This window comes from Curtobacterium citri, from assembly GCF_030362955.1.
GTDB lineage: Bacteria > Actinomycetota > Actinomycetes > Actinomycetales > Microbacteriaceae > Curtobacterium > Curtobacterium citri.
Genome location: NZ_JAUCML010000002.1, coordinates 243,227 through 268,618, shown reverse-complemented (window position 1 = coordinate 268,618; position 25,392 = coordinate 243,227). Strand labels below are relative to the sequence as shown.

Below are 25,392 nucleotides of genomic sequence, written 5' to 3'. Positions count from 1 at the left end.
CGGTTGTCCCCAGTCCGGGGGGATGTTGCAGCACGCATCCCGTTCGGGGGGCATCTTCCGTAGGATCGAGCAAGCATCACCCGTCGCCTGAGGGGGACGACGGTACGGCCTTCCCGGGGGAGACCTGATTGCTGCTCATCGCTGCGGCCCTGCTCACCGCCTCGATGCACTCGCTGGGAGTGGTCGAGGCCCCCGTCGTGCCCACGGTGCAGACGGCGGCCGTCGTGACCACCACCGCGGTCGCACCGGTCGAGCCGGTGCAGGGGCCGGTGCCGGTGCCCGTCTCCGCTGGTCCCGGGGACGCGGACGCCGTCGACCTGGAGACCCTCGCCCGTGCCCGCGGCCGGGAGTTCCTCGACGACCTCGTCGCCGTCGACCCGCGGGACCTCGAGCGCGCCGACGCCGACGACCGGGTCCTCGCGACCGCGCAGGACCACCCGCCGACCGCACTCGACGTCGCGACCTGGTGGGCGGGCCTCCCGTCGGCCACGCGCTCCCGGCTCGTCGCGGCCGTGCCGGCGGTCGTCGGGAACCTCGACGGCGTCCCGTTCGACGTCCGCGACCGAGCGAACCGCCTGACGCTCCGGACCGGTCTCGCCGACCCGGGGACGGACACCGCGAGGGCCGCCCTGCTCGGCCAGGTCGACGTGTCCCTGCAGCACGCGCAGGGCGGTGCGCCCCGCTCGCTCGTCGCGCTCGACACCCGGGGCGCGGGCCGGGCGGCGATCGCGGTCGGCGACCTCGACACCGCCGACGACGTCACGGTCGTGGTGCCCGGCATGTTCTACACGGTCACCGGCCAGATGCACGACCTCACCGACACGAGCGCGGGACTCCACGACGAGCAGGCGGCGGCAGCGGGAGCGGGACGCGGCGAGGCCGTCCTGGCCTGGATGGGCTACCGCACACCGGACATGTCGAACATCCTGTCCCTCGACCTGGCGCGGACCGGGGCCGAGCGGCTCGAACGCGTGGTCGACGGGCTCGAGGCGGTCCGCGGCGACGACCGACCGCGGCTGAACGTCGTCGCGCACTCGTACGGGTCGACCACGGCGCTCATGGCACTGTCGTCGGGCCGGATGCAGGCGGACACGCTGACGGTCCTCGGGTCGCCGGGCAGCGACGTGCGGACGGCGTCCCAGCTCGCCGTCCACCGGGGGCAGGTCTACGTCGGCGACGCGCACAGCGACCCGATCGCGGGCTCGGGGTACTTCGGCACCGACCCGGGGTCGCCCGGGTTCGGGTCGGTCGTCCTCGACCTGTCCGCCGCCCCCGCGCCCTCGGCGGACGGGGTGTTCCGGCGGCCCGTCGGGCACAACGACTACCTGAAGCCGGGCACGGCCTCCCTCCACGACGTCGCGCTCATCGCCGTCGGCCGGGGGGACCTCGTGCGCGACCAGGCGCAGCACGGCCGGGGCGGTGGACACGCGCCGGGGACGGCACCGGACATGTACCTGGTGCGTCCGCAGGACCTCCAGCCCCGCGACTGAGCCGCGGTGTCGCTCCCTGAGGGGCTTCCTGAAGGCGGCTGCAGGAGGCGACCGCTCCGCAGCAGAACGACCCCAGACCGCCGCCGTACCGTGCGGCCATGCGTGGAATGCGGTGGCCGGTGGCCCTCTCGACCTTCGTCGCCATGTCGGGCCTGGCGGGCCTGCTCGTGGCGGTCGCGGTCACCCCCGCGGTCGCGGTCGCGGGCGAGGGGACGTCCGGCGCCGTGTCGCTGTTCGAGGACCTGCCGAGCTACCTCGACATCCAGACCCCGCAGCAGGTGTCGTCGGTCTGGGCGACGAAGGGCGGGCAGCAGGTCAAGATCGCCTCCTTCTACGCGGAGAACCGGACGACCGTCGCGTCGGACCAGATCGCTCCGACGCTCGAGCAGGCCGCGATCGACACCGAGGATCCCCGGTTCCGGGACGAGGGCGGCATCGACGTGATCGGGACGCTCCGAGCGACCATCGCCGATGCGCTCCACCACGGTGCCAGCGTGCAGGGCGGCTCGAGCATCACGCAGCAGTACGTCAAGAACGTCCTCGTGCAGCAGTGCGAGCAACTGACCGGGAAGGACGCCGCCGCGACGACGGCCGCGATCGACTCCTGCTACCAGAAGGTCGCCGGCGACTCCAAGGCGCGGAAGCTCCAGGAGATCCGGTACGCGGTCGCGCTCGACAAGAAGTACACGAAGGAGGAGATCCTCACGGGGTACCTCAACCTCGTCGGCCTCGGCGGGCGGGTCTACGGCGCGGAGGCCGGTGCCGAGTACTACTTCGGCGTGCACGCGAAGGACCTCTCCCTCGTGCAGTCGGCCACGCTCGTGGCGATCCTCAACAACCCCGCGAACCTGCGGATCGACCAGCCCTCCGACGAGGACAACGGAGCGGCGAACGGCTACGCCCTGACCAAGGAGCGCCGCGACTACGTGCTGCAGCGGATGGCCGTGCACCACGACATCACCGCGGCGCAGGCGAGGGCGGCGGAGGCCACACCGGTCACGCCGCGGATCACCGCCACGGCGAACGGCTGCTCGGCCGCGGCCTCGGGCTTCGACGCCGGGTACTTCTGCGACTCCGTGCGCGACCAGGTGCTGCAGGACCCGGCGTTCGGGAAGACGCAGGCCGAGCGCATCGAGACGCTCGACACGCAGGGGCTGCAGATCCACACGTCCCTCGACCTCGACCTGCAGGCGACCGCGCAGCAGGCGCTGTCCTCGTACGTCCCCGCGACGATGGCGGGCGTCGACGTCGGTGGCACGAACGTGACGGTCGAACCCGGAACCGGGCGCATCCTCTCGATGGTGCAGAACACCGCGTACACGCAGTCGGACGCGGCGGCGGCGGGCGCCACCTCGGTGAACTACAACACCGACACGGCCTCCGGCGGCTCCGGCGGCTTCCCGACCGGCTCGACGTACAAGGTCTTCACGCTGGCCGAGTGGCTCGCGAGCGGACACACCCTGAGCGAGTCCGTCCCGACCACGCAGCACACCTTCCCGCAGGACGAGTTCACCAACTCGTGCACCGCGCTCGGCGGCGAACCCTGGCAGGTCGCGAACGCGGAGACCGTCAGTCCGTCCATGACCGTGCAGGACGCCACCTCGGAGTCGATCAACACCGCCTTCGGCGCCATGGCGAAGCAGCTGGACCTGTGCAAGATCAAGGAACTGGCGCAGGCGATGGGGATCCACCAGGCGAACGGCGCCGCGCCGGACTCGAACCCCGCTTCGGTGCTCGGCACGAACCCGCTGTCACCGATCGACCTCGCCGAAGCGTACGCGGGCTTCGCGAACGGCGGCGTCGTCTGCACCCCGACCGCGATCGACTCGGTGACCACCTCGACCGGCAGGAAGATCACCCCGACCCCGTCCACGTGCACGCGGGGGGTCTCCGCGGAGGTCGCCGGGACGGTCGACTTCGCGCTGCAGGGCGTCCTGACCGGATCCGGCACGGCCGCGAGCGCGAACCCGGGTGACAGCGTCCCGAAGTTCGCCAAGACCGGCACGACCGACGGCGACGAGCAGAACTGGCTGGTCGCGTCGACGACGAAGTACACGAACGCCACCTGGGTGGGCAACGTGCAGGGGCACGTCCGGCTGGCCGAGTGGCCGTTCCTGCAGGGCACGACCGGCTACAGCGCCAAGTTCGGCGTCGGCCGCACGATGATGTCGTGGCTCGACCAGCGGTCCGGCGGCGACGCCCTGCCCCAGCCGGACCCGGCGATGATCGGCACGCGGTCGACCCCGCAGTCGTCGACCCCGTCGTCGTCGATCCCGCAGTCGTCGCAGGACGGTGCCGGGACCGGTGCGGCCGACCAGGGGACGACGTCGACCACGCCGGGACCGGCACCGGGTCCGACCACGCCGACAGCGCCGACGGCACCGGCGGCGGCACCGTCTGCGGGCGTGACCACGCAGCAGGGGACGGCACACGGGTAGCAGCCGTCGGCCCGGAGGCCCGGTGCCGGTCCGCCGGACCGGCACCGGGCCTCCAGGCTGCCGCTCTCCACAGCCGTGGTCGCCGTCCACGGGCACCCTCGCCGTGGCACGGCCGCCGGACACGGCCAATAGACTGGTGCGCATTCCACGAACCGATCGACGGAGCACCATGCCTGACATCACGAGCGAGCAGGTCGCCCACCTGGCGGACCTCGCGCGCATCGCACTCACGCCAGACGAGATCGAGAAGCTGACCGGGGAGCTGGCGCACATCGTCGAGAGCGTCGCGAAGGTCGCCGAGGTCGCGACCGACGACGTACCGGCGACGAGCCACCCCGTGCCGCTCGGCAACGTCACCCGACCCGACGTGGTGGGGCAGACGCTGACCCAGGAGCAGGCGCTGTCCGGCGCCCCGGACTCCGACGGCGAGCGGTTCCGCGTGACGGCCATCCTCGGCGAAGAACAGTAGGGCGGAAGACAGTGACCGACGACATCACCCGGCTGAGCGCCGCTGCGCTCGCCGACGCCCTCGTGGCCCGCGACGTCTCGAGCGTCGAGGCCACCCAGGCCCACCTCGACCGCATCGCTGCCGTCGACGGCGACGTGCACGCGTTCCTGCACGTCAACGAGCACGCCCTCGCGGTCGCGAAGTCGATCGACTCGCGCCGCGCCGCGGGTGACGACCTCGGGGCGCTCGCGGGCGTCCCGATCGCGATCAAGGACGTCCTGTGCACGCAGGACATGCCGACGACCTCGGGGTCGAAGATCCTCGAGGGCTGGCGGCCGCCGTACGACGCCACCCCCGTGGCGAAGCTCCGCGCCGCCGGCCTCGTACCGCTCGGCAAGACCAACATGGACGAGTTCGCGATGGGGTCGACCACCGAGTTCTCGGCCTACGGCCCGACGCGCAACCCCTGGGACCTCGACCGGATCCCCGGCGGGTCCGGCGGTGGCTCGGCCGCCGCGGTCGCCGCGCACGAGGCACCGTTCGCCCTCGGCTCCGACACCGGTGGCTCGATCCGTCAGCCCGGCGCCGTCACCGGCACGGTCGGGGTCAAGCCGACCTACGGCGGCGTGAGCCGGTACGGCGCGATCGCCCTGGCCTCGTCGCTCGACCAGGTCGGTCCGGTCTCGCGCACCGTCCTCGACGCCGCGCTCCTGCACGACGTCATCGGCGGGCACGACCCGCGGGACTCCACGTCCATCCCCGACGCCTGGCCGTCGATGGCCGCCGCCGCGCGCGAAGGGCTGCAGGCCGACACGCTCCGTGGGCTCAAGGTCGGCGTGGTCAAGGAGCTGGCCGGGGGCGAGGGCTTCCAGGCCGGCGTGACGCAGCGCTTCCAGGAGACGGTGGCGCTGCTCGAGCAGGCGGGGGCCGAGGTCGTCGAGATCGACGCCCCGTCCTTCGCGTACGCCATCAGCGCGTACTACCTGATCCTGCCGGCCGAGGCCTCGTCGAACCTGGCGAAGTTCGACTCGGTGCGCTTCGGACTCCGCGTCACGCCGGAGAACGGCGCGACCGTCGAGGACGTCATGGCCGCCACGCGGGAGGCCGGCTTCGGACCCGAGGTCAAGCGCCGCATCATCCTCGGCACCTACGCGCTGAGCGCCGGCTACTACGACGCCTACTACGGCTCCGCGCAGAAGGTCCGCACGCTGGTGCAGCGCGACTTCGCGGCCGCGTTCGACCAGGTGGACCTGCTGATCAGCCCGTCGGCGCCGACGACGGCCTTCCCGCTGGGGGAGCGCCTCGACGACCCGCTGTCGATGTACCTCAACGACCTCACGACGATCCCGGCGAACCTCGCGGGCGTCCCCGGCATGAGCATCCCGAACGGCCTCGCGCCCGAGGACTCGCTGCCGACCGGCGTGCAGCTGATGGCGCCGCAGCGCGAGGACGCCCGGCTGTACCGTGCGGGTGCCGCCCTCGAGCGCCTGCTCGAGCAGCAGTGGGGTCGTCCCCTCATCGACAGCATCCCGGACCTCGACCAGTCTCAGCAGTCCGCTGCGCAGGAAGGTGTGATCTGATGGCGCAGAAGGACGCGCTGATGGACTTCGACGAGGCGCTCGAGCGCTTCGAGCCGGTGCTCGGCTTCGAGGTCCACGTCGAACTCGCGACGAAGACGAAGATGTTCTCGGACGCCCCGAACTTCTTCGGCGGCGAGCCCAACACGAACGTGACGCCGGTCGACCTCGGTCTGCCCGGATCACTGCCGGTGGTCAACGAGCAGGCCGTGCGGTACTCGATCCAGCTCGGGCTCGCCCTCGGCTGCTCGATCGCCGAGTCCTCGCGGTTCGCCCGGAAGAACTACTACTACCCGGACAACCCGAAGAACTACCAGATCTCGCAGTTCGACGAGCCGATCGCGTTCGAGGGCGAGGTCGAGGTCGAGCTCGCCGACGGCACGATCTTCCAGGTGCCGATCGAGCGCGCCCACATGGAGGAGGACGCCGGCAAGCTGACGCACGTCGGCGGTGCCACCGGCCGCATCCAGGGCGCGGAGTACTCGCTCGTCGACTACAACCGCGCCGGTGTCCCGCTCGTCGAGATCGTCACGAAGCCGATCTTCGGCGCGAAGGACCGCGCGCCCGAGCTCGGGGCCGCCTACGTGCAGGTCATCCGCGACCTCGTGCGAGCCCTCGGGGTGTCCGAGGCCCGCATGGAGCGCGGCAACCTGCGCTGCGACGCGAACATCTCCCTGCGCCCGTGGGGCCAGGAGAAGCTCGGCACCCGGACCGAGACGAAGAACGTCAACTCGTTCCGCGCCGTCGAGCGCGCCATCCGCTACGAGATCCAGCGCCAGGCGGCGATCCTCGCCGCGGGCGGGACGATCACGCAGGAGACCCGGCACTGGCACGAGGACACCGGCCGCACCTCGGCCGGGCGCCCGAAGTCCGACGCCGACGACTACCGCTACTTCCCGGAGCCCGACCTGCTCCCGGTGGTGCCGGACCCGGCCGTCGTGGAGGAGCTCCGTGCCTCCCTGCCCGAGGCCCCGGTCGCACGGCGCCGTCGCCTCAAGGGGGACTGGGGCTTCAGCGACCTCGAGTTCCAGGACGTCGTCAACGGCGGGCTGCTCGACGAGGTCGAGGCCACGGTCGCCGCTGGTGCGTCCCCGCAGGCCGCGCGCAAGTGGTGGACGGGTGAGATCAGCCGCGTGGCGAACGCGCAGGACGCCGCCGCGGGTGACCTCGTGTCGCCGCAGCACGTCGCCGAGACCATCGCGCTCGTCGAGTCCGGCGACCTGACCGACCGGCTCGCGCGCCAGGTGCTCGAGGGCGTCATCGCCGGCGAGGGCTCCCCGGCGCAGGTCGTCGAGGCCCGCGGGCTCAAGGTCGTCTCGGACGACTCGGCCCTCACGGCCGCCGTCGACCAGGCGCTCGCCGCCCAGCCCGACGTGCTCGCGAAGATCCAGGACGGCAAGGTGCAGGCCGCCGGTGCGATCATCGGCGCGGTCATGAAGGCCATGCAGGGCCAGGCGGACGCCGCGCGCGTCCGCGAGCTGGTGCTGGAGCGCGCCCAGCAGGCGTAGCGCGACCAGCAGGCGGAGCGCGACCAGCAGGCGGAGCGCGACCAGCAGCGGACGGGAGGCGCGGTGTCGGACGGCACAGCGCCTCCCGTCCGTCGTACCTGGGGGCGTGACAGCGACCGGGTGACAGGATGGGTCGTGACCGCAACGATCCGCGCCATCGGGACCGCCGTCCCCACCACCACCCTCGACCAGGCGGCGGTGCGGGACCTCTTCGTCGGGCAGCCCGACCTCGGCCGCCTCGGTCGGCGCATCGTGCCGGCTGCCTTCGACGTCTCGGCGGTCGAGCACCGGCACACGGTGATCGACGAGCTCGACGCGACGCGTCCGGGCGGCCTGTTCCGCGAGGACTCCGGTGTGCTCGTCTCGCCGTCCACCGGCACCCGGAACGACCGCTACCGGGACCTCGCGCCGGCGCTCTTCGTGGCCGCCGCACGCGACGCGGTCGAGCGGGCCGGCATCGAGCCCGACCGGGTCACCCACCTCGTGACCGTGTCCTGCACCGGGTTCACGCAACCGGGACCCGACATCGACGTCGTCGAGCAGCTCGGTCTGCCGGCGGGGGTGTTCCGGCACCACATCGGCTTCATGGGGTGCTGCGCGGCGTTCCCGGCGCTCCGGATCGCCGCCGCGTTCACCGAGGCCGACCCGGACGCCGTCGTGCTCGTGGTCTGCGCCGAGCTCTGCACCCTGCACGTCCGGGCCTCGGACGACCCGGACCAGATCGTCGCGAACAGCGTCTTCGGCGACGGCGCCGCGGCGGTGGTCGTCGCGCAGGGCGGTCCCGGACTGCGCATCGAGCGCTTCGCCACGGCGACGGTGCCGGAGGGTGCGTCCGAGATGGCCTGGAACATCGGTGACGAGGGATTCGAGATGGTCCTCTCGACGGCGGTCCCGAAGCTCGTCGGCGTGCACGTCCCCGCCGCCGTCACATCGCTGCTCGGCGAGGGCGAGACCTTCGCCGACGTCCCCGTGTGGGCCGTGCACCCCGGCGGCCGTGCCATCCTCGACCGGGCGCAGGACGCCCTGGCGCTGCCGGACACGGCGGTCTCCTCGAGCCGTGCCGTCCTGCGCGACCACGGGAACATGTCGAGCGCGACGGTGCTCTTCGTGCTGCGTGACGCGGTCGAGCGCGGGCTGCCGAGCGGCACCCCGCTGGCGGCGGTCGCGTTCGGGCCCGGCCTGACGGTGGAGAGCGCGAGGCTCACGGCGGTCGGCGCGTGACCGGCGGCGACCGGGACCCCGACCTGCGCGGCGTCGACCTGAGCGTCCGGGACACCGAGCTGCAGGAGCTCATGGACGACCCCGCGTGCGACCCGCGTGCCCTCGACCGGACGTTCCGGCGCTTCGCCGTGGTGAACGCGCTGGTGAGCGGCTGGCGCGCGGTCTGGCGGACCCACGTCGTGCCGGCACTGCCCCCGAGCGGGCGTGCGCGCGTGCTCGACCTCGGGTGCGGCGGTGGCGACCTCGCCCGCTCGCTGGTGCGGTGGGCCGGCAGCGACGGCTTCTCGGTGGAGGTCGTGGGTGTCGACCCCGACGAGCGGGCGATCGCGGCCGCTCGTCGGTCGGCGACGCGGGGCGTCACCTTCCGGCAGGCGTCGAGCACCGAACTCGTCGCTGCGGGGGAGCGCTTCGACGTGGTCGTGTCGAACCACGTGCTGCACCACCTCGACGACGCGGCCCGGGTCGCGTTCCTCGCCGACTCCGAGCAGCTCGCGACCGGACGGAGCCTGCACTCCGACATCCGACGGTCGCGGCAGGCGTACCGGGCCTACGCGCTGGCGTCCCCGCTCGTGTCGGTCGGCACCTTCGTCCGCGTGGACGGACTGCGCTCGATCCGCCGGTCGTTCACGGTGCCGGAGCTGCAGGGGGTGCTGCCTGCGGGGTGGCGTGCCGAGCGGGCGGCCCCGCACCGGGTGCTCGCGGTGCGGGACGCCTGAGGGCCGGACCGCCGCGCTCGGGACGCTCCGTCCCTACGGGCGCAGCAGCACCTTGATCGCGCGACGCTCGTCCATCGCCGCGTAGGCCTCCGCCGCCTGCTCGAGGGGCAGCTCGAGGTCGAACACCCGGCCCGGGTCGATCGCTCGCGAGAGCACGTCGGGCAGCAGCTCCTCGATGTAGGCGCGAGCAGGAGCCATGCCCCCGCCGACCGTGATGTTCTTCGCGAACAGGAACGGCATCGGCAGCTCGGGGTCGCCCGCGGGCACACCGACGTAGCCGACCGCGCCACCGGGCCGCACGACCCGCAGCGCCTGGTCCATGCTCTCGGCGGTGCCGACGGCCTCGAGTGCGCAGTCGGCGAGGTCGCCGCCGAGCAGCTCGCGCACCGCGGCCACGCCCTCGTCGCCGCGGGTCTCGACGACGTCGGTCGCACCGAAGTCGCGGGCGAGGGCCTGGCGGTCGGCGTGCCGGCTCATCGCGATGATGCGCTCGGCGCCGAGCCGCGAGGCCGCGAGCACGGCGGACAGGCCCACCGCGCCGTCGCCGACGACCACGACGGTCTTGCCCGGGCCGACACCGGCCGAGACGGCGGCGTGGTGTCCGGTGGAGAACACGTCGGACAGGGTGAGGAGGGACGGCACCAGGTCGTCGTCCACCGGACCCGGCACGCGCACGAGCGTCGCCGCGGCGTCCGGGACGCGGACGTACTCGGCCTGGGCGCCGCCGAGCGGGTGGCCGTACGCGTCCGGCGTGACGCCGAACGTGGAGCCGTGGTCGCAGCCGCTCGTCATGCCGTGCGCGCAGGCCTGGCAGGTGCCGTCGTTCGTCGTGAACGGCGCGATGACGAAGTCGCCCACCGACAGGTCCGTGACGTCCGCGCCGACGGACTCGACGACGCCGACGAACTCGTGCCCGATGGCGCGCGGCTCCTTCGTGTCGCGGACGCCGCGGTAGGGCCAGAGGTCCGAGCCGCAGACACAGGCCGCGGTGACCTTGACGACGGCGTCGGTGGGATCGATGAGGACGGGGGCGTCACGCTCCTCGACGCGGATGTCGCGGGGGGCGTGGATGACGGTTGCGCGCACGGTGGTGCCTTCCGATCGGGGTGGTCGCGGCGCGTACGGGACGCGCCAGGGATCCGGCGCCGTTGCGGGACCCGTCGACACTACGCTTCCCGGGTGGACGACGACCGGTACGGCAGCGACGTGCTCTCGGGCGACTGGCGCGCGAAGGGCGTGAAGAAGGTGCGGCAGGTGCCGCTCGAGCGCGACATGGTCCTCGAGGACCCGGACTCCGGCTGGGCCGGGGCCGTCGTGGGGCTCGAGGCGGGCAACGTCTCCCTCGAGGACTGGAAGGGCCGCACCCGCGCCTTCCCCTTCACCGGGCAGTTCCTGCTCGAGGGCGAGCTCGTCACGCTCGGCCGCCCGCAGGCCCCGGTCGGTCGGTCTGCCGCGGCACCCGCCGGCCCGGCCGGTCGGATCGGTGCCGTCCACTCGGACTGGAGGCCCGGCTCGGCTCCGGCGGTCCGCCAGGCCTCAGGCGGCGGTCGCCTCCGCACCGCCTCCGGCTCGTTCGCCGTCGAGTCGCAACGTGCTCGCGTCGCCCTGCCCTCCCGGATCATGGTCGAGGGCAGGCACGACGCCGAGCTCGTGGAGAAGGTCTGGGGGTCGGACCTCCGCGTCGAGGGCGTCGTCGTCGAGTACCTCGAGGGTGTCGACAACCTCGCCGACGTGCTCGACGAGTTCCGCCCCGACCGTTCCCGCCGCGTGGGCGTCCTGGTCGACCACCTCGTCCCCGGGTCGAAGGAGTCCCGCTTCGCCGACGCCGTGATGCGCGGGAAGTGGGGCGCGCACGTGCTCGTGGTCGGGCACCCGTTCGTCGACGTCTGGCAGTCGGTGAAGCCCGCGCGCCTCGGGCTCGAGGCGTGGCCGACGATCCCGCGCTCGATCGAGTGGAAGAAGGGCATCCTGCAGCACCTCGGGTGGCCCGCCGAGGACCAGGCCGACGTCGCCCGGGCGTGGCAGCGGATCCTCGGGCAGGTGCGGACGTTCGCCGACCTCGAGCCGCAGTTGCTCGGCCGGGTCGAGGAGCTCATCGACTTCGTGACGGAACCGCAGGGCTGAGGACCCGGCCCCGTCGTGACGCGGACCGCGCGTTCGGCGGCGCCGCGCCTCCCGTCCGTCCCGCAGTGCGCGAGCGGGCGGTCCCTGCTGGTCCGCACGCGCCTCCCGCCCCGTTTCCGCCCGCTCGTCGGTGATGCGGGCGCGTGGGTGCGGTCCCGCGCCGGTCGGGCGGATCGCGCGCCGGCGAGCCGACAGCCGGGTCCGTTTCCGCCCGCTCGCCGGTGATGCGGGCGCGTGGGGGCGGTCCTGCGTCGGGCGGGCGGAACCTGCGGGGCCGTGCGTGCCTCCTGTCCCGTTTCCGCCCGCTCGCGTGCATGGACGGGGACGGAGACGAGCCCGAGCGGGGCTGGGCCGAGTCGCGGACGGCGTCCCGCGTCGGGCGGGCGGAAGGTGTGGCGTCGCGCGTCCTCCCGGTCCCGTTTCCGCCCGCTCGCGCGCGGCCCGAGGCGATAGCGGCCGCCCGGCCTAGTGTTGAGGGATGGACGGCATCGACGGGCGTGTGCGGGGCGCCGTCGACCTCTGGCTCCGCTGGCTGCCGCGGTGGCAGATCGGCACCGCCCGTCCTCGGACCCGGATCTGCCGGAAGTGCACGGGGTCGCCGATCGCGACCGCCGCGGGCTTCGGGCCGGACGTACCGCACGCGGTGCAGCACGCGCTCATCGGTCGGATCTCGACCATCGTCGAGGACGCCGTCGACGAGTACACGGCGAGGAACCTGCCGCTGCTGCAACGGGAGCTCGAACGCGCCGCGGCACGGAAGCGGCACGCGGGCTACCAACCGACCGAGGGCCTGTCGCCCGAGTTCCAGGGCCTCGACGTCGACCCGGAGCCGTCGCCCGGCGAGCCGTTCCTCTTCACCCTCGACGAGCTCACCGGCACCGGGGCGGGGCAGCAGGAGCCGCGCGAGCCGCTGTCCGACGAGGCGAAGGCCGCGCTCCGGCACGAGATCGCCCTGTCGGACGAGTGCGCCCGCGCGACGGGGACGGCGGTGTGCCTGGCGCTCGTGGAGCACCGGCCGCGGATCGCCGAGGCCGTCGAGCGCCTGGTCGAGCCGCAGATCGCCGCGCTCGTCTCGGACATGTTCCGCGGGTTCGACGGCCCGGAGGCGGGACGCGACGGCCTGTTCTGAGGGCGCCCGGCGGAGTGGGACGATGGACTCGTGACTCGCACCCGGGGCTGGCTCGCAGCCGTCGTCGACATCGTCCTCATCGTCGCGTTCGCGCTGATCGGGCGGTCGTCCCACGCCGAGGCCGCATCGCCGATCGGGCTCTGGACGACGGCGTACCCGTTCCTGGCCGGCTGGGCGGTGGGCTGGCTGGTCGTACGCGGGTGGGCCCGTCCGATGCGCCTGTGGCCCACCGGCGTCGTCGTCTGGGTGGCCACGGTCGCGATCGGGATGCTGCTCCGGGTGCTGACCGGGCAGGGCGACGTCGCCGGGGACCCGCTGCCGCTGTCCTTCGTCATCGTCGCGACGATCTCGCTCGCGGTGTTCCTGCTCGGGTGGCGCGCGGTCGTCCGCCTGGTCGCCGCTCGCTCGGGTCGACGGGGTCGCGGCCGGGTCTGATCCGGACCGCGTTCACCCGCTGGTCACCCGGAGGCCACCCCGGCCCGACAGCATGCCGGGATGACGACGCTCGACCAGGCCACCGTCGGACCGGACCGCGACGGGCGCGGCGCACGGACCCTCCCGCGGCTCGTGGCTCGTCGGGGCGCTCCCCGGGTCCGGCGCGAGGACACGCTGCCGGCGATCGCCGTCGCGGAGGCACTCGGCGCCGACGTCGTCGAGGTCGACGTCCGCCGCACGGCCGACGGCGTCGCGGTGCTGCTGCACGACGAGACCCTCGGACGGCTCTGGGGTGATCCCCGCCGGGTCGCGGACGTCCCCTGGTGCGACGTCGCCCGTCTGGGGAACGGGCTCGACCGGATCCCGCGCCTCGATGCCGTGCTCGAACGCCTCGACGGGTGCCGCTCCGGGTTGCTCCTCCGGGTCGAGGACCCTGCGGACGCCCTCGTCGCCACGCGCACGGTCGCTGCGTCGACCTGGGACACGGCCGTGGCGTGGACCGGGACGCCGGAGGTGCTCGCCACGGTCCGGCCCGCGCTGCCCGACGCGGACACCTGGTTGCCCTGGGAGTCCCTCGCGGCGCCGACCGCGGACGACACGGAGGGACTCGGGTCCACCACGCTCCTGGTCGACGACGTCTTCCTGACGCCGGACACCGTCCGGGCCGCCCACGAGGCCGGGATGGCGGTCGCGGTGCGGACTGTCGACGAGCCGGAACCGGTCCGGTGGGCCGCCCGCCTGGGCGCCGACCTCATCGCGACGGACGACGTCGCCTCCGCGCGGGCCGTGCTGGCCGGTGGTGAGCGGGACGGCTGGGCGCGACCCGACCGTGAGCCGAGCGAGGAGGAGGTGGCGACGCGTGCACAGGCCCTCGCGCACCGGATCGCCCACGAGGTCATCGCCTTCACCCGGGAGCACCCGGTCGGTCGGGTGTCGTCCGGAGGTGTCCCCGCCGCACCGGTCCCCGCCGCACCGGTCACCGACGTCGACCGGGCGGTCGAGCGCCTCGTGCGCGCCCGCGTCCGGGCGGCCTTCCCGACGCACGGCTTCACCGGTGAGGAGTACGGGGACGCACCGGGCGACCGGTACCGCTGGTACCTCGACCCGGTCGACGGCACGACCAACCTGGTGAACGGGCTGCCCTGGACCGCGATGTCGCTCTGCCTGACCCGCGGCGGTCGCCCCGTGGTCGGTGTCGTCGCGGACCCGTGGCGAGGTGAGGTGCTCGAGGCCCGCCGGGGTCGCGGGGCGGTCGTCCGCGACGTCCCGCTCCGCCTCGACGACGCCCCGCGTGCGCTCGCCGGTGCCGTGGTCGGCGCCGAGTCCGGCGGTCCCGGGGCCTGGGCCGCACTCGGTGCGCTCGCGGAGGCCCTGGCCGACCGGTCGTGCGCCGTCCGGGTGATGGGCTCGAGCACGCTGACGATCGCGCAGGTCGCCGCCGGCCGCGGGATCGGCGGGTGCGTCCCCGCGTTCGACCCGGTGGACCACGGGGCGGCCGTGCTGCTCGTGCTCGAGGCGGGCGGCGTCGTGCTGACCCGGGCCGGTTCCGTCGACGGCTTCCCGCGCGTCGGTGAACCGTTCCTGGTCGCGCACCCCGGCGCCGCGGACGAGCTGCACGCGGTGTGGACGAGCGCGCTCGGGAGTCGCTGACGCGGCTCTCGGCCAGTTCTGTGCAGGCGTACAGTCAGCGGTCGTCGTCGCTGCCTACGGTGGGGAGCGACGGACCGACCCGACCGGGTCGGACCGCACCGAAGGAGCAACGACATGGGTTTCCTCGACCGACTGCTCGGCCGACCCGAGCGTGACCGTGGCCAGCAGGACCAGTGGGGACAGCCCCAGCCGCCCCAGCAGCAGCAGCCCCAGCAGGGCTACCGGTACGGGCAGCAGTCCTACCAGGTGCCCCCCGTGTCGCAGGGGCAGGGGCAGGGGCAGCAGTACGGCGGCCAGCAGTACGGCACGCCGCAGTGGGGCGGCCCCGCACAGGGGACCGGCCAGCAGGGTGCCGGCCAGCAGGGGGGCGCCTCCTCCGACGACGAGCGCGCCGTCGAGCGGTACCGCTACCTGCTCCGCACGGCCCCGCCCGAGCGCATCGAGGAGGTCCACGCCGAGGCGTTCGCGACCCTGACGCCCGAGCAGCGCCGGATGGTCTACGACGAGTTCACGCGGAGCGCCCCCGACGGCGAGGCCCCGCGCGGCGACGACCCCCGGTCGCTCGCCCAGGCGGCGACCCGGTCCGAGATCCGGCAGCCCGGCTTCATGGAGCGCTCGCTCGGCGGCATGAACGGCGGCGGCATGATGGGCCAGCGCGGCGGCGGCCCGTCGTTCGGTCGCATGATCGGTGCGTCGATCCTCGGAACGGTCGCCGGCTACGTCATCGGGTCGACGCTCATGAGCGCGTTCCTGCCCGACGCCGGATCGTTCGACGGCGGTACCGACGCTGCGGGCGACGGCGGTTCGGAGGACACTGGTGCCGACTCCGGTGACGGTGGCGCGGCCGACGGTGGCTCCGGCGACGCGGGCGCGGCCGACGGCGGCGGGTTCGAGAGCGCGGGCTGGGGCGACGGCGGAGGCGACTTCGGCGGCGGGTTCGGCGACTTCGGCGGTGGCGACTTCGACGTCTGAGTGACGTCGACGCTCCCGCCGCCCCACGACGACGTGGACGACGAGGAGCGACATGGCCATCATCGAAGCCTCCGGGCTGACCAAGACCTACCGATCACGGTCGGGTCCGGTGCACGCACTGGCCGGACTCGACCTCTCCGTGCCCGAGGGCACGGTGACGGCGTTGCTCGGCCCGAACGGCGCCGGCAAGACCACCACGGTGAAGGTGCTCACGACGCTCGTCGTGCCGGACAGCGGCCGGGCGACGATCGACGGCGTCGACGTCGTGGCAGAACCGCAGGCGACCCGCCGGTCGATCGGCGTGTCCGGGCAGTACGCCGCGGTCGACGAGAACCTGACCGGAGCCGAGAACCTCGAGATGGTGGGGCGGCTGTACCACCTCGGCCGGAGGGCGGCCCGGGCACGGGCCCGTGAGCTCATCGAGGTGTTCGACCTCGCCGAGGCCGGCGACCGTCCCGTCAAGGGCTTCTCCGGCGGCATGCGGCGGCGCATCGACCTCGCGGGGGCGCTCGTGGCGAACCCGCGCGTGCTGTTCCTCGACGAGCCGACGACCGGGCTCGACCCCCGGAGCCGGCTCGCGCTCTGGGGGATCATCGAGGGGCTCGTCGCCGACGGCGCCACCGTGCTCCTCACCACGCAGTACCTGGAGGAGGCGGACCAGCTCGCGGACGACATCGCGGTCATCGACGACGGCCGGGTCATCGCCGAGGGCACCGCGGACCAGCTCAAGGCCCAGGTGGGCGGCCACCGGGTCGTCGTCACGCTGGTCGACGAGGACGACCGGGAGGCCGTGGTCACCACCCTGCGTCGGTACGGCGTGGGTGCCGTGGAGACCTCGGCGGACGGGCGCACCTCCGGCATCGCGGTGGACGCCGGTCCCGCGGCGCTCCAGCGGGTGCTCGCCGACCTCGACGAGGCCGGCGTCCGGCTCCACGACGCCGGCATGCGGCGGCCGACGCTCGACGACGTCTTCCTGCGCCTGACCGGACACGCGGCCACGGCCGTGGAGGGGGAGGCGTCGGACGCGACGGGCGGGACGGACGCGGGGCGGGCCTCCCGGCCGGGCCGACGCGACCGTGGTGGAGCCGACGGTGCCGACGCGGTCGCGAGCGGCGACACGACGGACGCGACGCCGGAGCGTGTGCGGTGACCGCCGTCGACGCACGGACCCGGCGGCAGCTGCCGGTGGTCGTGACCTCGCCCGTGGCGATCTGGTTCGAGGACGGCTGGACCGTCACGAAGCGGAACCTCACGAAGATCAAGCGCTCGCCGGACATGCTCGTGTTCGCCGTGCTGCAGCCGATCATGTTCGTGCTGCTCTTCAGCCAGGTGTACGGCGGGGCGATCCAGGTGCGGGGGACCGACTACACGCAGTTCCTCATGGCCGGGATCTTCGCGCAGACCGTCGTGTTCGGGGCGACGTTCTCCGGCTCCGCGATGGCGCAGGACCTCAAGGAGGGGCTCGTCGACCGCTTCCGCACCCTGCCGATGTCGTCGTCCGCGGTGCTCGTCGGGCGCACGAACTCGGACCTCGTGCTCAACGCGATCTCGATGGTGATCATGATGCTGACCGGCCTGGCGGTCGGATGGCGCGTGCAGTCGGCGCCGCACGAGTTCCTCGCCGGGATCGGCCTGCTGCTGCTGTTCAGCTACGCGTTCAGCTGGGTGATGGCGCTGCTCGGGATGAGCGTCCGGACGCCGGAGGTCATCAACAACGCGTCCTTCATGGTCCTGTTCCCGTTGACGTTCATCTCGAACGCGTTCGTCCCGAGCGACACGATGCCGCTCGTGCTGCGGGTCTTCGCCGAGTGGAACCCCGTCTCGTCGCTCGTGCAGGCCGCGCGGGAGCTGTTCGGCAACGTCGGCACCGCCCCGGTGCCCGACGTCTGGACGATGCAGCACCCCGTCGCGACCGTGCTCGTCGGCATCGCGGTGCTGCTCGTCGTGTTCGTGCCCCTGGCCGTGCGGAAGTACACGCGGATCAGCGCGGGGTGACGCACCGTCCACCGATCCTCGACCGGGGGTCCCGGAGCGTGGTCCGGACCGCTTACCATCGTCTCTCGTGACCGCGACCGAAGCCGAGCGCGCCGCCCAGCGCGGTGCCACCGAGCGACCCGCCGAGCGCAGCAGCCGGCTGCGGGGCTGGATGCTGCACGGTGCCGACCAGGGGGCCTCGCACCAGGGCCCGCACCAGGTGGAGGTCGAGAAGACCCACTCGTGGTGGCGCGTGATGTGCCTGACCGGCGTCGACTACTTCTCGACGCTGGGCTACCAGCCCGCGATCGCCGCGCTCGCCGCAGGGCTGCTGTCGCCGATCGCGACCATCGTGCTCGTGCTCGTGACGCTGTTCGGCGCGCTGCCCGTGTACCGCCGGGTGGCGTCGGACAGCTTCAAGGGCGCCGGTTCGATCATGATGCTCGAGAAGCTCCTGCCCTGGTGGGCCGGCAAGCTCTTCGTGCTCGTGCTGCTCGGGTTCGCGGTGACCGACTTCATGATCACGATGACGCTCTCGGCCGCCGACGCCACCGCGCACATCGCCGAGAACCCGTTCACGCCGCACTGGTTCACCGAGATCCCGGTGCCGATCACGCTCGTGCTGCTGCTCCTGCTCGGGATCGTCTTCCTCCGCGGGTTCAAGGAGGCCATCGGCATCGCCGTCGGGCTCGTCGCGGTGTTCCTCCTGCTGAACGCCGTCGTGATCGTCGTCGCGCTGTGGCACGTGTTCGAGCGCCCGGTCGTGGCCACCGACTGGTGGTCGAACCTGACCGCGCAGCACAGCAACCCGCTCGTCATGATCGGCATCGCGCTCGTGGTCTTCCCGAAGCTCGCGCTCGGCCTGTCCGGCTTCGAGACCGGTGTCGCCGTCATGCCGCAGGTGCGCGGCGGCGCGGGCGACGACCCGAGCGGTCGACCGGAGGGCCGGATCCGCGGGACGAAGCGGCTGCTCACGACCGCGGCGATCATCATGAGCACGTTCCTCATCACGTCGTCGATCGCCACCACGTTCCTCATCCCGCAGCAGGAGTTCCAGCCGGGCGGCGGCGCGAACGGTCGCGCGTTGGCGTTCCTCGCGCACGAGTACCTCGGCAACGTGTTCGGGTCGGTGTACGACTTCTCGACCGTCGCGATCCTCTGGTTCGCCGGCGCGAGCGCGATGGCGGGTCTGCTGAACCTCGTCCCGCGCTTCCTGCCGCGGTACGGCATGGCACCGCAGTGGGCCCGCGCGACCCGACCGCTCGTCATCATCTTCACGCTCATCGCCTTCGCGATCACGATCATCTTCGAGGCGAACGTCGACGCCCAGGGCGGCGCGTACGCGACCGGCGTCCTCGTGCTCATCACGAGTGCGGCCGTCGCCGTGACGCTGTCCGCTCGGCGGAAGCAGCAGAAGAAGCGCACGATCGGCTTCGGCATCATCGCCGTCGTGTTCGTCTACACGACCGTGGCGAACGTCATCGAGCGGCCCGACGGCGTCCGGATCGCGGCGGTCTTCATCATCGCCATCGTCGTGGTGTCGCTCGTCTCCCGCGTCCGGCGGTCGTTCGAGCTCCGGGCGTCGTCGATCGAGCTCGACGCCGTCGCGCGGCAGTTCATCGAGGCCGACGCCGACCAGTTCAGCTCGGTCTGCATCATCGCGAACGAGCCGGGTGCCGGCACCGCCGAGGCGTACCGGTCGAAGGGTCGTGAGGAACGCCGCGACTCGGGCATCCCGGCGCGTGTGCCGACGATGTTCCTCGAGGTCCTGCAGGCCGACTCCTCCGACTTCGAGGAGGACCTGGTGGTCGAGGGACACGTCGTCCAGGGACACCGCGTGCTCCGCGTCCGGTCCGGCAACGTCCCGAACACGATCGCGTCGACGCTGCTCGCCGTGCGCGACATCGCCGGTGTGGTGCCGAGCATCTACTTCGAGTGGAACGAGGGCAGTCCGATCCGGAACGCCCTGCGCTTCGTCTTCACCGGTGTCGGCGACGTCGCCCCGGTCACCCGTGAGGTCCTCCGCGAAGCCGAACCGGACGTGCACCGCAGGCCGACCGTCCACGTGTCGTGACGTCCGTGGCGGGCGGCGGGCGTGCCTCCCGTCCGGTCGTCGGCGGCTCGGCGGCGGTCCTCGTCGCCGCGACGGTGTGGGGCACGACGGGGACCGCGACGCACTTCGCGCCCGGGGTGCCTGCGTTCGTGTTCGGGGCGGTGACGTTCGGGCTCGGCGGCCTCCTGCTCGCCGCGACGACCGGTCGCGGCGCCGTGCGTGCCCTGGTGCAGCGAGACACTCGTCGCTGGGTGGTCCTCGGTGCCGCGTCGCTCGTCGTGTACGCGGTCGCGTTCTACGCGGCGCTGGCGGAGGCCGGGGTCGCCCTCGGCACGACGGTGGCGATCGGGACGTCGCCGCTGTTCGCGGGCCTCGTCGAGTGGGCAGCGGACGGGAGGCGCGTCTCCGGCAGGTGGGTCGTCGCCACCCTGGTCAGCGTGGTCGGCATGGTCGTCGTGACGGTCGCGCGGTCGGAGGCGCCGGGCAGCGGCTCGCTGCCGCTCGGGCTCGGGAGCGCGCTGGTCGCCGGCCTGACGTACGCGACGTACTCGTGGGCGGTCGCGTGGGGGATGCGCGCGGCAGGCACGCCCGGCGTGGCGTCGGTGGCCGCTCGTGCGTCCGTTCCCGGACGCGCCGTCGTCGTTCCCGGGCGCGCCGTCGTCGGCGCGGTGTTCGGGCTGGCGGCGGTCCCGCTCGTGGTGGTGCTCGTGCTCTGGTGCACGGTCGGCGCCGGGCCGGACGCGCTGGCTCCCGCCCACTGGCCGGTGTTCGGGTACCTCGCGCTCGTCCCGACGGTGCTCGGCCACTCGCTCTACGCGGTCGGCCTCCGCCACGGGAGCGCCTCGGTCGCGACCCTGCTGTCGCTCTTCGAACCGGTCGTGGCGGCGGTCCTCGCGGTGCTCGTGGTCGGCGAGCACCTCGGCGCGGTCGGCTGGGCCGGCATCGGGCTCGTGGTCGTCGGACTGGGGCTGCTCGCGCTGCCGGGTCGTCGGCGACCCGGCAGCGCTACCGACCGGTGATCTGGTCGCGCACCTTGCGGCGGAGGACCTTGCCGATCATCGACCGGGGCAGGTCCTCGACCACGACGATGCGCCGCGGCACCTTGTAGGCCGCGAGCTGGTCGCGGGACCACGCGCGCAGGGCCTCGGCGTCGAAGGTCGCCGGGTCCTTCGGCACGACGGCCGCGACGACCTGCTCGTTGCCGGACTGGGTGATGCCGACGACGGCGACCTCGCGGACGCTGGCGTGCTTGAGCAGGGCGTCCTCGACCTCGGACGGCGACACGTTGAAGCCGCCGGTGATGATGAGCTCCTTGAGCCGGTCCACGATGCTGACGAAGCCGTCGGCGTCGATCGACACGACGTCGCCCGTGCGGAACCAGCCGTCGGGCGTGAAGACCTCGTCGGTCGCCTCGGCCTTGCCCCAGTAGCCGCGGAACACCTGCGGGCCCTTGACCTGGAGTTCGCCGGCCTCGCCCGTGCCGAGCACCTTCGACGGGTCGTCCGGGTCGACCACACGCGCCTCGGTGGAGGACAGCGGCAGGCCGATCGCGCCGAGCCGACGCTCGGGCGAGACCGGGTTCGCCATCAGGACGGGGGAGCACTCGGACAGCCCGTAGCCCTCGACGAGGTAGCCGCCGGTGCGGGCCTCCCACGGCTCGACGACGCTCTGCGACAGCGGCATGGCACCGGAGATGCCGATCTCGATGCCCTGCAGCGAGATCTTCGCAGAGTCGGCGGCGTGCTGCAGGCGCGTGTAGATCGGCGGCACGGCCGGCAGGAACGTCGGCGGGTGCTGCTTCATCGCCTTGAGGACGAGTGCCGGGTCGAACGCGGGGAAGAGCACGAGCCGTGAGGCCATGCTCATCGCGAAGGTCAGGCACAGCGTCAGGCCGTACGCGTGGAACATCGGGAGCACCGCGTAGACGGTGTTGTCGCCCCGGCGGATCGTCGGGACCCAGGCCCGTGCCTGTGCGGCGTTGGCCAGGAGGTTGCGGTGGCTCAGCACGGCACCCTTCGGCACGCCGGTCGTCCCGGACGTGTACTGGATGAGCGCGACGTCGGTGGTCGCCGGGCGCGGGTGGCGCTTCGACAGCTTCCGGGTCGACGCCAGGTCGTCCCACTTCGTCGTGCCGCGGACCGTCGTCGTCAGCTTCGCGCGGGACGCACGGGCCTTCGCCACGGGGAGCGACAGGGCGATCCGGGTGGTGCGGGGCATCGCGCGGGTGAGGTCGACCGAGACGATCGCGTCGAGCGCGAGGTCGGCGGGGAAGTCCTGCAGCGTCGCGACGGACTTGTCCCAGGCGATGGCGACCTTCGCGCCGTGGTCCTCGAACTGGTGCCGGAGTTCGCGCGCCGTGTAGAGCGGGTTGTGCTCGACGACGATCGCGCCGAGCCGGAGCACCGCGTAGAACGCCACGACGTGCTGGGGGCAGTTCGGCAGCACGATCGCCACGCGGTCGCCCGCACCGACGCCGAGCTTGCGGAGGCCGTTCGCCGCCCGGAGGATCTGTTCCTCGAGGTCGGCGTACGACGTCGTCCTGCCGAAGAACTCGAGCGCCACCCTCCCCGGGAACTGCTGCGCGGATCCCTCCACGATGTCGTACAGGGAGCCCGTGGGCTCGTCGATGTCGTGCGGGACCCCCGGGGCGTACGAGGCAAGCCAGGGACGAGGCGTGTCGATGCTCACCCGGCCAACCTACCGGCGGGGCGGTCGGCATTGTCAGGGCCCGTTGTCAGGGCCCACTGTCAGGGCCCATTGTCAGGGCCCGTTGTCAGGGCTCACTGTCAGGGCCCACTGTCAGGGGCACGACGGACGATGGGTGCATGCCCTCCGTGTCCGACGCGTTCCGTTCCCGCCTCAACGACACCTTCACCAACGGCGCGACCGAGCGTCCCGCCTGGATCGACGAGCTCGAACAGGGCTCCGACGCCGGCTTCTTCGGCCCCGGGTCCGCCACCTGGGCTGTGCACGGCGGGAACCACACCGTGCTCGCCGGGGTCCGGGCACTGCTCGTGCAGGCCCTCCACCCCGGGGCGCTCGCCGGCGTCGCCGACCACTCCCGCTACCGCGAGGACCCGTTCGGCCGGCTCGCTGGCACCATCCGCTGGATCTACACGGTGTCGCACGGCGACACGCAGCAGGCCACGCACGCCAGCCAGTGGGTGCGGAAGCTCCACGAGCGCGTCGTCGGCGAGTACGTCGACGGGCACGGGGTCACCCGGCCCTACGCCGCGAACGACCCCGACCTCGCGCGCTGGGTGCACCTCGCCTTCACCGACGCCTTCCTCCGGAGCGCACAGCTCTGGGGCGCCCCGATCCCTGGCGGCGCCAATGCGTACGTCCGCGAGTGGGCCACGGCCGGGCGGTTGATGGGCGTCGACGACGCGCCGGAGTCCGACGCCGAGCTCCGCGCGCAGATGAACGGGTACCTCGACCGCGGGGAGCTCAAGGCCGACGCCCGGACCCACGACGTCGTGCGGTTCATCAAGGACCCGCCGGTCGCCAAGCTGCTGCGGCCCGGGTACCGTGCCCTCTTCGACGGGGCGGTCGCCTCGCTCGACCCGCGCCACCGTTCGATGCTCGGGCTCCGGACGCCGGCCGTCGGGCCGGTGGAGCTGCCGGTCCGCCGGGTCGCGGGCGTGGTGCTCGACGGGATCGGTGCGGTGCTCGGGACCACGCCCGGCACGGAGCGCGCAGCGCTCGTACGCATCGCACGGCTGCGGGAGCAGTCGGACAGCGGCGCGGACCTGGGCGCGACCGCGTGACGTCAGAAACCGGACGGCACCCGGGGCGTGTACGCGGACTCGAGTCGCGACACCTCGTCGTCGGTGAGCTCGATCGCGGTCGCGGCGACCGCGTCGTCGATGTGGTGCTCCTTGGTCGCACCGATGATCGGCGCGGTCACCGCGGGCTTCCCGGCGACCCACGCGAGGGCGATCTGCGCCATGCTCGCGCCACGCGCCTCGGCGACCTGCTGCACCGCGTCGACGATCGCGCGGTTCGCGTCCTCGTCCTGGCGGTACAGCGTCTTGCCGAACTCGTCGGTGTCCGAGCGGCTGCCCGACCCCTGCGCGTCCCACGGGCGGGTGACCTTGCCGCGGGCGAGCGGGCTCCACGGGATGACGCCGACACCCGTCGCCTGCGCGAACGGGTGCATCTCGCGCTCCTCCTCGCGCTCGAGCAGGTTGTACTGGTCCTGCATGCTGACGAACTTCGTCCAGCCGTGCAGCTCGGCTGCGTGCTGCATCTGCGCGAACTGCCACGTCCACATGCTGCTCGCGCCGATGTAGCGGGCCTTGCCGGCCTTGACGACGTCGTGCAGCGCCTCCATCGTCTCCTCGACCGGCGTGTGCGGGTCGAACCGGTGGATCTGGTACAGGTCGACGTAGTCCGTGCCGAGTCGGGTGAGCGAGGCGTCGATCTCGTGCATGATCGCGGCGCGCGAGAGGCCGGCGCCGTTCGGGCCCGGTCGCATGCGGTTGAAGACCTTCGTGAAGACCTGGACCGCCTCGCGCGGGGCGATCTCCTTGAGGAGCTGGCCGGTGATCTCCTCGCTCGAGCCCGCGGAGTACACGTTGGCGGTGTCGAACGAGGTGATGCCGGCCTCGTAGGCGCGACGGACGAAGGGGCGGGCGGCGTCGATGTCGACGCTCCACGAGTGGGAGCCCTGGTCGGGGGCGCCGTAGGACATCATGCCGAGGACGATCCGGCTGATCTCGAGGCCCGTCCGCCCGAGGCGCGTGGTCGGCACGGCCGCGGGGCCCGTGCTGGCGTCGGTGCTGGCGCTGGTGGGGGCGCTGGTGCTGGTGTCGGGCTGGGCCGAGCGGGCGCTTCCTGCTGCCTGCGCGTCCGGGTGAGGAGCGTTTCCGCCCGCTTGCGTCGAGCGGGCGTTGTCTGCTGCGGGCGCGTCGGTTTGAGGTGCGTTTCCGCCCGCTGGTGTCGAGCGGGCTTCTTCTGCGGTCATGCGTTCACCTTGGCATCGCGTCCTGTGACGGCGAGCAGGCGGACGAGGAGCGGTGCGTCCGCGTCCACCTCGACCGGGGCCGCGTAGAGCCCGGTCGCCGCGAGGTCCTCGATCTGCGGTTCGAAGTACTCCCACACGGCGCGGACGAGCTCGTCCGGCAGGGTCTCGTCCGTGCCGGTCGCCCGGGCGAGGTCCCAGGTGTGGATCGTGATGTCGCTCGTCTGCTCGGTGAGGTACTGGTCGGCGCGGACGACGTCCGTACTCAGGCGCACGGGGGTGTCAGCGGGCGCATTCCGCCAGGCGCCGGAGGCTGCCGCTGCGAACTTCGCCCACTCGCCGGGGAGATCGGGGCCGATCGGTTCGAGGTCTGCTTCGGCCTGGGCGTAGTCGCAGCCGGTCAGGAGCTTCGGGATCCACCGCTGCTCGTCGATGACGTGCGTGACGAGGTCGCGGGTCGTCCACTCGGAGTCAGGAGTGGGGGCGTCCCAGTCGGTCACGGCGACGATCCGACGGCCGAACTCCTCGGCGGCGAGCGACTGCAGTGCGATCCAGTCGGTGGCCATGGTGGTGCTCCTCTTCGTCGGGACGGGTGCCGGGTGCAACTGCCCTCGCGGACGGGCGATTCCCGCGCTCGCGCTCGGGCTGGACGACACGCTACGCCCGCTCGGGGACGTGGAGGGGCCGGGCTGGC

21 protein-coding genes are annotated in these 25,392 nt (G+C 73.0%); 17 read left to right on the top strand and 4 right to left on the bottom strand.

Annotated elements, in window-relative coordinates; genetic code table 11:
* The first annotated feature begins 128 nt into the window (after positions 1-128).
* The 7 genes from QUG92_RS03720 (at position 129) to QUG92_RS03690 (ending at position 9,398) form a co-directional block, all read left to right on the top strand.
* Positions 129-1,490 (top strand): alpha/beta hydrolase, encoded by a 1,362-nt coding sequence (locus QUG92_RS03720; RefSeq protein WP_289457710.1) that lies wholly within the window; start codon positions 129-131, stop codon positions 1,488-1,490.
* A gap of 98 nt (positions 1,491-1,588) precedes the next feature.
* Positions 1,589-3,928, top strand: a complete 2,340-nt coding sequence (locus QUG92_RS03715) for a transglycosylase domain-containing protein (protein ID WP_289457709.1) — start codon at positions 1,589-1,591, stop codon at positions 3,926-3,928.
* Positions 3,929-4,097: 169 nt separating this feature from the next.
* On the top strand, positions 4,098-4,397 hold the full coding sequence (gatC, locus tag QUG92_RS03710; protein WP_069711598.1) for an Asp-tRNA(Asn)/Glu-tRNA(Gln) amidotransferase subunit GatC: 300 nt from the start codon (positions 4,098-4,100) through the stop codon (positions 4,395-4,397).
* Positions 4,398-4,408: 11 nt separating this feature from the next.
* Positions 4,409-5,956 (top strand): Asp-tRNA(Asn)/Glu-tRNA(Gln) amidotransferase subunit GatA, encoded by a 1,548-nt coding sequence (gene gatA, locus QUG92_RS03705; protein WP_289457708.1) that lies wholly within the window; start codon positions 4,409-4,411, stop codon positions 5,954-5,956.
* Entirely contained in the window at positions 5,956-7,461 is a 1,506-nt protein-coding gene (gene gatB, locus QUG92_RS03700; RefSeq protein ID WP_182046470.1) for an Asp-tRNA(Asn)/Glu-tRNA(Gln) amidotransferase subunit GatB, read from the top strand. The genes gatA and gatB overlap by 1 nt, the downstream gene beginning before the upstream one ends.
* Positions 7,462-7,596: 135 nt before the next feature.
* Positions 7,597-8,682, top strand: a complete 1,086-nt coding sequence (locus QUG92_RS03695) for a type III polyketide synthase (RefSeq protein ID WP_289457707.1) — start codon at positions 7,597-7,599, stop codon at positions 8,680-8,682.
* Entirely contained in the window at positions 8,679-9,398 is a 720-nt protein-coding gene (locus QUG92_RS03690) for a methyltransferase domain-containing protein (protein WP_289457706.1), read from the top strand. Before QUG92_RS03695 ends, QUG92_RS03690 begins: the two co-directional genes overlap by 4 nt.
* A gap of 33 nt (positions 9,399-9,431) precedes the next feature.
* On the opposite strand, the gene QUG92_RS03685 is transcribed toward QUG92_RS03690, so the two are convergent.
* Positions 9,432-10,484 carry a zinc-dependent alcohol dehydrogenase family protein gene (locus QUG92_RS03685; protein WP_182046464.1) on the bottom strand — a complete coding sequence of 351 codons (1,053 nt, stop codon included), beginning with the start codon at positions 10,482-10,484 and terminating at the stop codon, positions 9,432-9,434.
* Positions 10,485-10,577: 93 nt separating this feature from the next.
* Here QUG92_RS03685 and QUG92_RS03680 point away from each other — a divergent pair, with 93 nt between their 5' ends.
* From QUG92_RS03680 to QUG92_RS03640, 9 genes are all read left to right on the top strand, one after another.
* Positions 10,578-11,522, top strand: coding sequence for a DUF3097 domain-containing protein (locus tag QUG92_RS03680; protein ID WP_289457705.1), 945 nt, complete (start codon positions 10,578-10,580; stop codon positions 11,520-11,522).
* 478 nt (positions 11,523-12,000) lie between these two features.
* Positions 12,001-12,651: a spermidine/putrescine ABC transporter substrate-binding protein gene (locus QUG92_RS03675; protein WP_069711592.1), complete on the top strand. Its 651-nt coding sequence runs from the start codon at positions 12,001-12,003 to the stop codon at positions 12,649-12,651.
* Positions 12,652-12,681: 30 nt separating this feature from the next.
* Positions 12,682-13,086, top strand: a complete 405-nt coding sequence (locus tag QUG92_RS03670; protein WP_289457704.1) for a DUF3054 domain-containing protein — start codon at positions 12,682-12,684, stop codon at positions 13,084-13,086.
* Positions 13,087-13,146: 60 nt separating this feature from the next.
* A complete protein-coding gene (locus tag QUG92_RS03665) occupies positions 13,147-14,736 on the top strand; it encodes an inositol monophosphatase family protein (protein WP_289457703.1) in 1,590 nt (529 codons plus the stop codon).
* A 114-nt stretch (positions 14,737-14,850) separates the two neighbouring features.
* On the top strand, positions 14,851-15,708 hold the full coding sequence (locus QUG92_RS03660) for a hypothetical protein (RefSeq protein WP_289457702.1): 858 nt from the start codon (positions 14,851-14,853) through the stop codon (positions 15,706-15,708).
* Between the two features lie 52 nt (positions 15,709-15,760).
* Positions 15,761-16,858 (top strand): ATP-binding cassette domain-containing protein, encoded by a 1,098-nt coding sequence (locus QUG92_RS03655; protein ID WP_289457701.1) that lies wholly within the window; start codon positions 15,761-15,763, stop codon positions 16,856-16,858.
* A complete protein-coding gene (locus QUG92_RS03650; protein WP_434533035.1) occupies positions 16,855-17,703 on the top strand; it encodes an ABC transporter permease in 849 nt (282 codons plus the stop codon). Before QUG92_RS03655 ends, QUG92_RS03650 begins: the two co-directional genes overlap by 4 nt.
* A 67-nt stretch (positions 17,704-17,770) precedes the next feature.
* Positions 17,771-19,756 (top strand): amino acid permease, encoded by a 1,986-nt coding sequence (locus tag QUG92_RS03645; protein ID WP_182046458.1) that lies wholly within the window; start codon positions 17,771-17,773, stop codon positions 19,754-19,756.
* The gene (locus tag QUG92_RS03640; protein WP_289457700.1) at positions 19,753-20,754 is read left to right on the top strand and encodes a DMT family transporter; all 1,002 of its coding nucleotides are present in this window, start codon (positions 19,753-19,755) and stop codon (positions 20,752-20,754) included. The genes QUG92_RS03645 and QUG92_RS03640 overlap by 4 nt, the downstream gene beginning before the upstream one ends.
* On the opposite strand, the gene QUG92_RS03635 is transcribed toward QUG92_RS03640, so the two are convergent.
* Positions 20,741-22,423, bottom strand: a complete 1,683-nt coding sequence (locus QUG92_RS03635; protein WP_289457699.1) for a long-chain-fatty-acid--CoA ligase — start codon at positions 22,421-22,423, stop codon at positions 20,741-20,743. The two genes, QUG92_RS03640 and QUG92_RS03635, sit on opposite strands and share 14 nt — an antisense overlap.
* A 137-nt stretch (positions 22,424-22,560) precedes the next feature.
* Between QUG92_RS03635 and QUG92_RS03630 the strand changes: the two genes are divergently transcribed.
* Positions 22,561-23,502: an oxygenase MpaB family protein gene (locus tag QUG92_RS03630; protein WP_289457698.1), complete on the top strand. Its 942-nt coding sequence runs from the start codon at positions 22,561-22,563 to the stop codon at positions 23,500-23,502.
* A 2-nt stretch (positions 23,503-23,504) separates the two neighbouring features.
* On the opposite strand, the gene QUG92_RS03625 is transcribed toward QUG92_RS03630, so the two are convergent.
* Both QUG92_RS03625 and QUG92_RS03620 read right to left on the bottom strand, forming a co-directional pair.
* Positions 23,505-24,488, bottom strand: coding sequence for an aldo/keto reductase (locus QUG92_RS03625; protein WP_259346124.1), 984 nt, complete (start codon positions 24,486-24,488; stop codon positions 23,505-23,507).
* A gap of 209 nt (positions 24,489-24,697) precedes the next feature.
* Positions 24,698-25,264, bottom strand: coding sequence for a TIGR03086 family metal-binding protein (locus tag QUG92_RS03620; RefSeq protein WP_289457697.1), 567 nt, complete (start codon positions 25,262-25,264; stop codon positions 24,698-24,700).
* Between the last annotated feature and the right edge of the window lie 128 nt (positions 25,265-25,392).

Coding starts and splice junctions, on each gene's coding strand:
- QUG92_RS03715 (WP_289457709.1), top strand. CDS start 1,589: ATGCGTGGAATGCGGTGGCCGGTGGCCCTCTCGACCTTCGTCGCCATG.
- gatC (WP_069711598.1), top strand. CDS start 4,098: ATGCCTGACATCACGAGCGAGCAGGTCGCCCACCTGGCGGACCTCGCG.
- gatB (WP_182046470.1), top strand. CDS start 5,956: ATGGCGCAGAAGGACGCGCTGATGGACTTCGACGAGGCGCTCGAGCGC.
- QUG92_RS03675 (WP_069711592.1), top strand. CDS start 12,001: ATGGACGGCATCGACGGGCGTGTGCGGGGCGCCGTCGACCTCTGGCTC.
- QUG92_RS03665 (WP_289457703.1), top strand. CDS start 13,147: ATGACGACGCTCGACCAGGCCACCGTCGGACCGGACCGCGACGGGCGC.
- QUG92_RS03660 (WP_289457702.1), top strand. CDS start 14,851: ATGGGTTTCCTCGACCGACTGCTCGGCCGACCCGAGCGTGACCGTGGC.
- QUG92_RS03655 (WP_289457701.1), top strand. CDS start 15,761: ATGGCCATCATCGAAGCCTCCGGGCTGACCAAGACCTACCGATCACGG.
- QUG92_RS03630 (WP_289457698.1), top strand. CDS start 22,561: ATGCCCTCCGTGTCCGACGCGTTCCGTTCCCGCCTCAACGACACCTTC.
- QUG92_RS03620 (WP_289457697.1), bottom strand. CDS start 25,264: ATGGCCACCGACTGGATCGCACTGCAGTCGCTCGCCGCCGAGGAGTTC.